Annotated in this window: 1 protein-coding gene; it reads left to right on the top strand. The window is 68.2% G+C overall.

All coding sequences use genetic code 11. The features are described 5' to 3' along the window. Positions 1-485 precede the first annotated feature (485 nt). Positions 486-13,196 (top strand): hypothetical protein, encoded by a 12,711-nt coding sequence (locus tag DMC64_RS20565; protein ID WP_125734805.1) that lies wholly within the window; start codon positions 486-488, stop codon positions 13,194-13,196. Positions 13,197-13,266: the final 70 nt, after the last annotated feature.

The following is a 13,266-nucleotide window of genomic DNA, read 5'->3' as shown; positions in this document are numbered from 1 at the left end:
ACCACAACACCCCCATCCACATCACCACCCAAGGCCACATCACCACCACCGACCCAGGCCAACCAAACACCCTCCACCTCGCACCCAAACACCGCCGCGACGGCACCCTCGTCACCACCGACCCCGAAGGTTCGGCATCGAGCGATCTCGTGTCGTCCGGAAAAGCGCCGGAGGCGGGCTCCCCACAGCAGGACGCCGACCTGTCGCTTTCACTCGGGGCGGGCGGCGACCTGGAGGTGTTCCCTCCTACCGCGGATACGGTCGGAGGGCTAGCGCTCGTGTCGGACGACGGGCGGCGGGCGGGCTGGGCCCTACGGATGTACGAGACGCATTCCGCTCCGGCGCTTGGCGATGATCCAGTCAGTAACCGCGATGAACCGTTATACCTCTACGTCGAGACTGGCGAGAGCGGATTTCTCGCGGACGGAGGACGCGAGCTGACAGCCGTGGAACTGGTAGCGGCCATCCAACGCGAAGCTGCTTCGATGGTGGCCGATTCGTCGATCGCCATCCGCTTGGTGGCCTTGGCGTATGGTGACGCCGGAACCGGCTGGCGACTGGCGGCTGAGTTCGCAGAAGCGTTCCTTTCGGATGACGTTTACCGAGAAGTGGACGCGGCTGTGATGGCCGATGTGGACGAGCCGGGAGGAGGCGAGTTCCGGCAAGTGTCCCGGCCGCGTCTCAGTGACGTGCACGTCGCTCGGCTGGACAATGCGGAGGGCCGGCTGCATGGATTCAACCTGGCCGCGTCTCCGTGGGCTGCGTTCGGCGCCACGAAGTCCACCACGCAGGCCGAGCGTGGGCTGGCGGTCCTCTATGTGGACTTGACTTCTGCCACCGTGCGTGTGCCCGAGTACCCGATGTTCGCCCACTGGCGACTCGAGCAGGACCGGACTCCGCCGCTGTGGATCTACCTGGACATGGAGACTTCCGGCGCCTACCGCGTTGCTTTGTCAGGCGGGCGGGCGGGCGACATGAGTCCGGAGCAAGCGGCGGCCGCGGTTTGGGCAGCACCGGCATTCCGTACGGCACTGGCGGGGGCGGTGCGCCCCGCGCTGAACGTCGTGACCCGGTACAACGGGCCAGAAGCCGCACAGCTCTCCGAAAACGAGCGATTCCTGACCGAACTGGGCAAGCTGGCCGGCGGGCGGTGGGAGAGCAGCAGTTATACGGGTAAGGCAGCGTTCAGCTCATTCGGTCAGCTGATCGTCGACGGCGCGAGCCCGTTTTCGCACCAGGCGACCCCAGTCGGGGATGTCGAGGTGTTCCATTCGGGCTCGGTGTTCGGATTTCCGTCGGCGGACGGCGCGTGGTCGCGAACCGAGATGGCGGCGTTCGCCGAGCAAGTCCGGCAGGGAGCGGTGCGCAGTGCGGAATGGGGCGATGCCGACCCTGTATTCGTACTGGCGTCAGGCAACGCGCTCAACACCAGGGTCTCCCACAAGGGTGGATTCACGACCGAGGAGAGCGGTTACTGGGCGGCCTCGGCACTGATTGCCAACAACGAGTACGCCGGCCTGATGACATCCGACCCGCAACCGATCGCGGCCTGGGAGCGACCGATCGTGCTGATCAGCCCGAACGGCGGCGACCGAGCGCGACCAGGTGGTCTCGGATTCGACTTCGCCTCGGCGTTGCACACGGTAGCGCGCGACTACCGGAGGGTTTTCGCGGTTGCTGCTCCGGCCGGGCTGCGCTGGGACAATGACCGGCCACCTGCGATCTCCTTGGTGTCCGTACCGCGTGACGGGGACCTCGATCTTTTGCCTGTTACCGGGCCGGATGGCACGCCTCGAGCGCTACTTGTCCGGTCGCCGGGCGACGAACAGTTGGTCAGCCAGGTCCAGCAGTGGGCAACGGCAAGCACGAACGAGACACTGCGGTCGGTCACGCTGCCCGACGGGGTGGCGCTCGCGCCGTGGCATGGTTCCCAGCGGATGCCCGTGTTCCTCGTCGCGAAGCGGTCGGAAACCGGATACCTTGGCCAGGCGCGAGGCCTGCCGGCGGCGGTGACCCCGAAGGAGCTGACCGACGTACTGCGGGACTCGGAAGCGCTGAGGTCGCTGCTCGGCCGGGGCACCGCGGGCGCTGACCTGGCACGCGGACAGGAACCCTCGATTGTGCTGGCGCCCGTCGGCGGGCCGGCGCTGGGCAGGCCCGCGCTCGTTGCCGGGCTTGCCTCGGGCGGGTACTCGCGCACGATCCACTCGACCGATGGAGAGTTCCGCTTCGTACCCGATGGCACCGTGGCCGCCACCGAACCACGATTCGTCTCGGTTCCGCCGCCCGATCCCGCAGCCGATCAGGTGCTCAGCTATCCGTTGACCACCAAGGACGGCGACGTGATCGGGCAGACCTTCCCATCGGAGGACGCCGATGCGGCGAAGGACGCCTGGTCGGCGGCGACCAGCTCTCCCCGGTCGCGCGAGCACTATGTTCAGCACCGGATCGACAAGACCAACAGAGATCCGCTGAACATCGAGGTCACGATGCTCGCGCCGCGATCCGAAGACAGCTGGCGAGTGGTCAGTCACGGCTTGCCCCAAGGGATGATCGTCGCATTGCGGACAGGATTCCTGCACGGACGTGGCGACTACGTGACAATGACCGGATCGCTCGCCGCCAGAATGCTCAACAGCGAGCTTTTCCAAAAAACGCACCCCGAGAGAACGCCATGGCTGGAATTCGACGTCTGCTGGCTCAACAAGCCGTATGTGCCCGGTGGAAAGTCGTCCGCACTCTCCATCGTCGAGGCCTGGAACCGGGATCTTCCGCACCGGCCGGTACCCGGCGCGATCGCCGCGAACAATATCTTGGACCTGTTCTACCGGGGAAGCCGAGCAGTGCTGGACAATGGTGTGCTCGCCGAGGCCGGAAAGGCGACTGACGATTGGATCCCCGTTCCGGCAGCCGATCTCACCGCTCGCTCGATCGACACCGTGCGGCTGTCGGATGCCGAAGCCGGCAGCGTGCCGGCCGGACGGCTGGACGCTCTCGTGGAGATCGCACGCAAGACAGCGCGGGCGGCGGCCGGCAGTGCCCGCCTCGGAGCCGGGACGCCGCCTCCCTCGATTACCGTCGCCTTCGGTCGCGGCGCCGCGACGATGGCCGCCCTCGCCGAGACGCGTATCCGCACCGCTGTCGCGGAAGAAGCCGGCTTGCTCGCGGCTCGCTACGGACTGCCTTTCGATCCGGCCACCGTGCCGATCCGAAAGATCGCCACCGAGGACGGCGACCTGGCGGGGACGGTCGAAGTCCAAGTCAACTTGGTCGACGGCGTCAAGGGGCAACGCCAAGGTGTCCGGACGAGCAGCGAACGAGCCGAGCAGGGCAGCGCGTCGGTTCCCGAAGAGCCGATTCTGGTCGCCGGAGAGACGCCAGGAGCAGCACCCGCCCCCAGCTCTCCCCGGCCACCACGTATCGACGCACCGGAACTGGTCATCGACACGCCGTCAGCCGGAGGTATCGCGGGCTTCCAGCAGACGCGCGCCCTGAGCGAGCTGGCACGCTACCTGGCCGAACAGTCGGTCCTGCGCAGGCGGCGGGGCTTCACACCGCCGATGGTCGAGCTGGGGGTACGCGCCGGCACGGGCCCAGCCGAATCGATCCGTCAGCGGCTTTCCGACCTGGTCACCGAACACACATCCCGGCACGCCCCCGAGGCCGTCCCCGGACCGGTGATCCGGCTGGCTCACCGGCCCGACGCGGCACCGGGGACCGTCCAGTTGCGGGTGGACTGGGAGCTGCGTGGCGCCGGTCTGCTGGCCCGCCCTTCTGTTGAAACGACCTCGCCGGCGACACCGCTCACCATCACCACCGACCTTCCGCCCCTGAAGCATCCGGTTCTCGACGACCCGGCGTGGCGGCACAGTACGGCCGCCACCGCCGAGTGGATGATCGACCCCGCACCACTCACCCGGGCTGAACTCGACGCCGCCCGCGACGGCACGACTCCCGTCACAGTTGCCGCCGAGGACGTCGGCCCACAGGTGCTCGACCCACGCTCCGGGGCGGCGACCGGTCAATGGCGGCACCCCATCGCCTACGACTACCGACGTTACGAGGCCCGGCCAGGGAAATGGGTCCAGGACTACACGGTCCGGCTCCGGTTCACCGCTCTCGATGGTTCGGACGTTCCGCACTATGCCGAGCGGGCGCAAGCGGCCCTCGACCGTGTTTACAACCATCGCTATCTCGTGCCGACCGGAGACGCTTTCCACTTCCGGGTTCTGCACGATCCGAGCGGGGCGGCCCACGACACGGTCACCATCGGAACTCCCGGGAGCAAAGCCGACCAGCTCCGTTGGCCCGCGGACATCCACGAGCTCACTATCGCCCATGAACTCGGGCATTTCGCCGGCCTGCACGACGAGTACGTGCGGCACGATGGCGCGGGAGCGGCCTGGGCGTTGCGCGGCCCGGGTTCGAGCCGGGTGATCTCCGACGACGGCCTGTTCACCCGCCACCTGGCCGACTACCTGAAGGAGGTGCGTACACAGGGAGACACCGATCTCCCGGTTCCCTCGGTGAAACCACGCAACCTCTGGCTCGTCGAGCACCGGGCGAGAACCCTCGGCGCGACCATCGGCGTCTCCACTGGCCGTCCGGTGGACGCGACGCCGCCGGACCCGTCCGCCGGCACCACGCTGGGAGACGGCCACGATTCGCTCGCACGCCTGACCACGCTGGTCGCCCAGGCGAAGCGGCATCTCGCGGTGCTGCCCGAGTCCTTCGAGCCCGAGCTGCGTACCCGGGTCGCGGAACAGGGGGCCGGTCTCGGCCGCATCACCTCACAGGGTCTGGCTCCGGGGGACGTGACCGGCCTGCCCGCCCGGGTCGCCGAGCTCGAACAGGTGGTCGCCGAACTGAGGGACCACCGCCTGCGTCAGGCCACCGCACTGCACGAGGCGGCCACTGCCGCCATCGATCGCGGAGAGAACCCCCTGCGGTTTCATCTCGCGGGTGTGCCCGGCGGAGTGACCAGCCGTCCCGATGCCCGGTTCGGGCTGGAGATCGAACTCCAGCTCCACGGGGAGCGTTTCGAGCAGCAGAGCGGGAGGCTGGGCAGCCTGCTGGAAGCGAACGGGATCATCGAATGGGACGGTGGCGTACGGTTCGAGGACGTCGAAACCGATCCCACCCGCTGGACCTTCGTGGAAGAGCCCGACCTCGACGACGGGGCCGAGCTGCGATCCCCGATCCTGCCGGGAAACGCCGAGAGCTGGCGAGAAGTCGAGCGGGCGTTGCGCGTCATCAGGTCCCACAGGAACGTCGACGGGGACCCACCGGACGTGGGACGAGTCGGTGGCCATGTGAACGTGAGCTTCGACCGGCGCCCCGATCTCGCCGCGTATGGTCGGCTGGCACAGCTGGCGAAGGTGTTCGAAGACGTTCTGTACCGGCTGGGCAATCATCCCGGCCCTGACGCGCGAAGCCGGCTTCTCCAGCCGGTCGGTCCGAACCCGCTCCCGCTCGCCTTGGCCGACATCACCACCGCCGACGACGTCCAGGCCCTCAACACCACCAAACATGAGGCGGTCAGCTACCGGCATGTGTACGGCGAACCCGAAGACCGCGTCGAATTCCGGTTCTGGGCAGGCGGCCTCGCCGAGACCGGGGTCCAGGTCGCCGCCGAGATCAGCGGTTCGATGCTGCTCGCGGCCGCCGACCCGGCCATCGACGGCCGGTTGCGAGAGCTGATCACACAACCTCGCCTGGTGGGACACACACCCGTTTTTCCCAGTCTGAAAGACGAACTCGCCTACCTGCTGGATCTCCTGGAACTGCTGCCCTTGAGCCGCGCCGCGGAAGAGCTGGTGGTCTCCCAGTACGCGCAGACCCGTCCTCTGTCGGTGACCGATGGCAACGATCCGCAGCTCGTGGCTCAGACCGTGGTCGGTCCTGGCGGACGAGGATGGCTGTTCCCGGTGCGAGGCACCGGAATTTCCGAAGCACTGCACCTCACCGCGAGCCTGCCGCGCTACCCCGGAGCCGAGGTCGTGGCCGCCACCCTGACCTCAGGCCTCGACGCGATCGATCTCTGGACCTCGGCCCCTGTCTCCGTCGCCGCTTTCAGTGAGGTCCTCCGGTCGCGAAATCCGGTGTTCAGCGTGCCCGAGTCCGACCTGCCGCCGGGCGTTTCCCCCAGGCTCGTCCTCGCGGTGCCCTCGGGAGCGACCAAACTGGGGACCGCTGTGTCGAACGCCATCGACGAGCCGGTCGTCGCCACTGAGGGCCAAGTACGGGTCACCGAGGACGGCAAGCTGTGGACCGACGACGAATGGGTCGCCCTCGTTTCCGGCTCCGTCTGGCTCCGGACCGGCCAGTCCGACCTCGGGATGGCGCTGGCGATCCTCACGGCCATGGACCCGAGCCACGATGAGAGCCCTGCCGCAGAACCTTTCGTCCCCGCGCCGGGTAACGGATCCGCCTGGATCGGTGAGCCGTCGGCCGGTGCTCCCGTGGAGGCGCTGCCGGAGGCACCGGACAGCTCGCTCCTGCCGGAGATCGTGCTGGACCCGCGGTCGTTCACCGAGCAGGTACTCGCCGGCTTCGACAGCCGGTGGCACGCCGGCGAACGAACAGGAGCCGCCGCCCTGCGGCCCCGATCCGAAGGCGACGTCACGGCGGTCGTGGGCCCGGCGGGCATCCCGGCTCTCACCGTGTCCTTCGCCGAGACCGCCGCCGCCTTGACGGCCGGCGAACTCGCCGCACTCCGGGAGACCGCCCACGCGATCGCTCAGGCCGCTGCCCTGCGCTCGAAGTGGGAATTGCCCGGTTTGTCGATCACAACGACCGCGTACGGCGGGCGGGATCCGCAGCAGCGAGCAGCTCAGGTGCGCGCACTGCTTCGCCGGGCTTTGGCCGAGGAGCTCGCCCTCGAGGGTTCCGGTTCGGTACGCGTGGAAGACATCGCGATCCACGCCGAAGCCGGATTCGGCCCGGAGGGCACGCCACCGGAGGGACGCCAACAGGTCGTGGTCGAGACGTCCGTGGCCGTCACCCGGCCCGCGGCCGAGCAGCTCACGGTCGAGGCGTACGACATGGCTACTCGCGGCTTACACGGCCTGCGGCTGCCCCGAGCCGAAATAGAGACCCGGCTGTCCGAGTACGGCGAACTCGCGATCGGGGGCAGACTCGAACACCATCCGCTGCCGACGGCGACCCGAGCACAGCTGCTCGCCCTGAACGAAAACCTCGCCGTTCTCGCCGACGCCGAGGCCAGGAACCGCGTGCGGGCGCTGGTGAACGAAGCGGTGCTCTCCGCTTCATTGGTACCGGCCCGGGAGCAGGTCCTTAAGCCGCAGAGCGGGGCGCGCGGCGTGCCCGTGGACCGGAGAGTGATCCAGCCGATCACCCCGGCCCGGCTCACCCAGCTGCTCGACGAACTGAACCACCATGTCGCACGGAGCGAGGACCCGACCCGTACACCGACCTCGCCGGTGGCGGGAACGACCATCGCATCCGGTGATCACCTGGCGGCGCGCCTCGCGGCGCTCGGATTGATCAACCTGAGCGCTTCCTCGCGGACCATCGTGACCGGCGACCCGTTGTATCAGGCCCTGCTCCGAAACCCGGCGGCGTTGACGGAAGCACTGTTCGCCGGTACCGGGCACGAGGAACAACGGTTCCTCAATACGAGTGTCCCAGCCGCGATCGACGCGGCCGTCCGTGGCAGGGTGCCGACCATCGCCGCTCTGCTGCACATCGGGCGTGCCGTGGCCGACGCGACCGGTCGTGACCTGCTCCGGGTGGACCCGGCCGTGCGAAACAGACGGGACCGTCCGTTCGGACGTTCGCTGGAAGCGATGGTCCGGAAACGCGTCGACGACGCTCAAGCCGAGTTCGCGGCCATCGAAAAGCGCGCACTGGCCTTGGTGTCCGCGGACCAGACCGACCCGTCGACCAAGCAGGCTTGGAGCGCCCTGAGTGACCGCTGGGGCAGGACGATGCAGAAACTGGCCGCCGCCGACCTCCAGGAGAAAACGGTGCCGGTGCTGACGCGCAAAGTCGTACCCGGCGACTGGTTGACGAGTCTGGTGCTGACCTCGCCTCTGATCGTCGATCGCGGGGCGCGCCGGCTGGCCGGAGTGAACCGGAGTGCCTATCTCGAGCGGCTCCAGCCGCAGTTGGCCTTCGAGCCCGACGGCACGATGTTCGGCGCGAACGAATTCATCAGGCACGAGGACCAGCGAATCTACCTCGGCGAAGAGCTCCGCGAGCCGGAAGCACAAACGGCGTTCTGGGCAGAGGTCGCGTCGCGGGGCGGCACGCTCGTCGTCACTCCCGGCCACGCCGTCTATCTGCGGGCGGCGCGTGTGGATGGTGAGCCTGTCTTCGTCCTCAGCGACGGGATGTACGGAAACCTCGCCCGGCAGACCCCTGAGCAGTTCGCACGCTGGGCGCGCTCGTCGGACGCGCGTGCGCACGTGAACCTGTTCCCCCACCTGGCGGCGGAGTCGCTCATTACCGCGGATCGGGACGTACGGACAGCTGCGATGTCCCGCGCGGAGTCGAGGGACGGCCACGACGTACATCCGGCCGTCAAGGCGAGCGGAACCGATGACGCCGTGGGCCCAGCGGTGCGGTTGTATGAACTCACGGACGCCCATGGTCGCGACTACGGCGTCGGGATCACCGGATCCGTCGAGCGCGGAGAAGTCCTGCTCTCGGCCGCCGCCGCGTCGACCGATCACTCCGAACGCGTCGTGGCGGTCCAGATGACCGACGAAGACGGTGCGATCTCCCGAGTGGAAGCGGTGCAGGACTGGGCCGGCTCCACCGACGGCAGCGCGACCCGGCCGGTCCACGTGGTGCTCGAAAGCGAAGACGGACGATTCGCCGCCACTGATCCAGCAGGCAAGGAGGTGCACAAGCTCTCACCGGAAGCGATGGCGGACAAGGTCTTCGCCACCAAGTCATTCCGGAAGGCCATCGACGGGCCGGTCAGGCCGCCGTTGATCCTCACCACTCATGAAACCGATCCCAGCGTCGGTCGCACGGACCTCAACCAGCGGTTCTTGGCCAGGCTGCGCGAGCTGGCCGGACCTTGGCACGTTTTCGAACACAGCGGCCGGCTGACGTTCGAACGCGACTTCGGCGTGGTCGGGATCGACCATGGAGGCAGGTTCACCGAAGTCCTGCCGGATGTCACCGAACTTCGATTCTCCTCCGAAGGTTCCTCCTTCGCGATCGCCTCGGTTTCCGGAGACGCGGCTTCGAGAGCTGCCTTACTCGGTGAGAGGACGCCGCCGCTCCGAGGCCCTTGGGGCGAGCAGGGACCCATTCACGTCTTTCTCGACGGCGACGAGCAGCGTGCGCTGGCGGGTATGGATCACCAAGACCTCGAACTCGGCGGACGTGCCGTCGGCCGGTTGCTGCTGTCTGACGATCGGTTCAAGGCACAACTCGAAGCGAACCCCAGGCGGCCCGTCATCGTCCACTCGGCCGATTCCGGCTCGCGCAACGATATCGGCGGTCTGGGTTTCGACCTGGCCGGAAGCCTTCACGAAGCCGGCTTCTACCCGCCTGTGTACGGCGTCAAAGGTGGGACCGAAGGACAACCGCAGTTCGTACGAGTGTCCCGGCTGCGCACCGGCGATCTCCTGAGCACCGACTTCCACCGGCCGGATGGCACCCTGGCCGCAAGGCTCGTCCGGGTACCGGGCGATGAGGCCGTCGCGCGGCGCCTCCGCCATTGGGCGGAATCCAGCACTGAGGCGAAACTGTCCACTTACCTCGGCCGAGACGGCGGCCGGGTCAGGGCTCCGTGGGACCGAGCTCCGGTTCTCATCGTCGCACCGCGCTCGTCTCGCGGCTATCTCGCGACCCGCCGCGACGGGAAAGTGGGCATGGTCGGCCTTGCCGCGCTCGCCGACGTTTTCCGTGACGATCCGGTTCTCCGGCAGGGACTCGGGACGGATCCCGACCTCCCCTACCTTCTGGTCGGCTTGGACGGCCGCACGGCCGGGCTGGCTTCCTTCGCCGGCAGGATGGCGCGAGGAGGCTACGCCCGCACCGCATACGCGCCGCGAGGAGCTCTTCTTTTCCGCCCCGGCGGACGGCTCGGACTGACCGGGCCGGGCTTCCGCGTAGCCGAACCACGACCGCCTCGCCCGAGAGACATCGTGAGTTTCGAGAGCGCCAACGAGCGACTGGGGACCTTCGGCCAATTCTTTCCCAGCGAAGATTTCGACGGCGCGCATGAGGTCCTCGCGGCTCTCCGGGAATCCCACGGGCAGCAGCAGTACTACATCAGAGAGGTCTCCCGTCCCGACGGGCGCGGAGGGCACGTGCTTGCTTCGATACCGTACCGAGCGCCGTGGGCCGGCCGTAATCCATGGTTCACCAGCGGCCACGGCACACCCGCTGGGCTCAGTTTCGCGCTTTTGACAGGTGACCTCTATCGTCGCGGCGACGTCGTTTCCTTGCGAGGCGCTCCCGCGGCCCGTGTCATCTTCGCCAGTGAGATCTATCGCCGGGCCCAACCGGACCCGGAGGCCGGAATCGTCCTCGGTCAGTGCTCCGTCAACCTGCCCATGGCCGGCTCAGCCGGTCCGACAGCCGCGTTCAGCATCCGTGAGGGCTGGCGAAACGAGTTCGGTCCGACTGTGCTGTGGGCAGCGTCGAACCCGGTGGTAGTAGGCCGGGACGGCGAGCGAACCGTCGAGGCCGGGGGCGCGTTCTTCGAAGCCGTCGCACCAGGCGTTGTGCCCGACCCGCCGCAACCGCTGTTGTCCGGACTCGGGCTGTTCGAATCGGACCGCGGTGATGAAGAGCCAAGCGATCCCCTGACAAGTACCTCAGTGGGGCCGCCGCGACCAGGAGGTATCCGGCTCCGTGTGGACCCGACCTTCGCGGGATTCTCGGACGACGACGCCTCGGAAACATCCAGCGTCGATGATGGCGCACTTTTCGCGCAGGAGGATGACGAGCCTGCTTTCCTGGTCAGCGATGGGATGAGCGCGAACCTCACCTGGCAAACCCCGGAGCAGTTCGCGGGAACACCGCGCGTCACGACACCGCACGAAGACTCGGCAGCCGACACAACCGACTCCCAGAGCACGGAAAACACCCCCGCGCCAGAGGACATGACGGCCGACGAGGTGTCGTCGATTCCTGAGGAGGACGAAGCCCTCCCAGCCGAAATCGCCGCGATGATGGAGTGGTCCGAGCGCATCGGGGCCGCGCATGATCGAGTGGCTGAGCGGGAGGCGGCCGAACCGGAGAATGTCTCCCAGGTGCGCGGCCGAGCCGAGCAAGTGGTGGGAGAGCTGCCCGCTGCCGCCGACGGCGTCGACGAGGAGATCCACGCGTTCCTTCACGAAGGTCTCAGGACCCTCTTGACGGATGTGATGCTCGATGGTGCTTCGCTCCGGCAAGCGTGGCGGCACGAGGACGTCGCCGGTCTACGGCAGGTTACGGCGTCGCTGCGGAGTAGGAGCTCCGACGCATCGCTTGAGAGCACGCGCGACGAGTCCGAGAGGGCGATACGGACCGAAGCCGCCGAGGAACCCTTCGTGCTCCAAGCCGTCGCGGACCGTGCGGTAGCGCAGTGGGCCGAGCCCTTCCGAGTGACGCGGGAGTGGCTGGCGGCGCGGGCCGGGCAGCCTGAGGTCGAAGCCGCTCGGGCGCGAGCCCAGCGGCTGGTGCGTTCCCTGCCGGTCTCGGCGCCAGAGGCCGACGATGCCGCGCGTCGTCTTCTCCACGACGGGCTCGTGTCGGCACTGACGGAGGCGATGGCGCACGGCGTGTCACCCCGGGGAGCTTGGGAAACCCCCGCAATCACACGACTTCGCGAGGACGCCGAAGCACTACGGGGCGCGGTACGCGGAGTCCCGCACTACACGACATTGCCGTCCCGTGAGCTGGGCGGGTTGCGAGACGAGTCACCGGCCTCCACCGTCGTACACCCGTCCGGCGCGGAACCGACGGGTCAGGCCGTCACCGGGGCCGCCGATCTGACCGAGGACGCCCTCGCCGAAACCACCACCACCGCCGCCGCCGAGCCGGGTCCACGTGAAGACCCGCCGCGCCTGCGTGAACTCATCGAGGAGTTCGAGCGGTCGCTGCCCGAAGCCGACGCCGTGCGGGACTCGGCTCTCCACGACGAGGCGCGGCGGCTGCTGGGCGAGCGTCCCGCCCCCGAGCCGGGCTACGGGCCGAGCGGCTCCCGGCAGCACGCGCTCTGGCAATCGGCGGTCGAAGCGGTGGCGGCGGAACTGGCCCGCGGACGCGACGGCAGGGATCTGGCCGGCGAGATCCGTTCGCGGTTCGAGCAGGTGCGTACTCACGATGCCTTGTCCCACTGGGCCGAGGAGAATCTGGCGCGGTTCGCGGACGACTTCGCCGAGGCTGAAGTGGAGCTGCGGCGCGAAACAGAACGGAGCGAGGCGTCCGCCGAGCGTGTTCTCCTGGCACGCCGACAGGCCGAAGCGATGCTGGGGGCCTCGGTCGGAGGGGTCCCGGGCGGGGTCGGATCCCGGATCCGGCAGGAGTTCCACGACGGTCTGCTCGCTTCACTGAGCAGCTCCATCGCCCGCGGTATTGAGCCCGAAGCCGCGTGGAACCACCTTTGGGACGCGCGATTGACCGCGGAAGACCTCCGGCTGACCAGCCGGTATCTGTGGGGACACACCGGGTTCGGCCGATTCCCGGCCGAGGAAGGAACCGGCTACGAGTGGAATTCGCTCGCGGAACCGGTTCCGCCCTACAGCCTGGAAGATCCGGACCGGCGATTCCACGGCGAGGTACCGCCCGACTACGACGACGTCGTGGATCTCGACCGGAGCGCCGTGCACCAAGGATCGCTGGGGCAAGCCGCGGACCACCTCGGCCGGTTGTTCGAGCTGGCAAGGGAGCTGCCGGGTAGCGTGCTCAGTCCGTGGCGAGAGCGGATGCTGCGTCACCTGCTACCGCCGCCGGGGTTGACCCTGGGCCAGCTGGACCACCGCCTCGCCGTGCACAACGTGGTACTCACCGCTGTGGCGTACCAGGCGTACCTCGATCAGGCTGAGCCGAACGGCGGCTGGGACACGGCGCCTCTGCTCCGGCTCGACCCGGGTGACCTCGCGGCCTTCCTGCCACAAGCGGCGCACGACCAGGTACGCGACCACGCCTTCCACACTTTGCGGGACGCGTTCGAAGCCGCGAAGTACTACGCGGAGCCGAACTCGAACCCAGAGGAACGGTCATGATCCCGCCCACAAACACCTGCTAATTAGGTAAGGCTGTGCTTACCTGAACGGGTGACGCGCGCGGACGGTG

The sequence above is a fragment of the Amycolatopsis sp. WAC 04197 genome (assembly GCF_003947475.1).
Taxonomy (GTDB): Bacteria; Actinomycetota; Actinomycetes; order Mycobacteriales; family Pseudonocardiaceae; genus Amycolatopsis; species Amycolatopsis japonica.
Note: the sequence above shows the minus strand (reverse complement) of the source record. Positions and strands in the feature narration are given on the sequence as shown.

Excerpts from the sequence above, each read along its gene's own strand:
- DMC64_RS20565 (WP_125734805.1), top strand. The coding sequence starts at position 486 with ATGGTGGCCGATTCGTCGATCGCCATCCGCTTGGTGGCCTTGGCGTAT.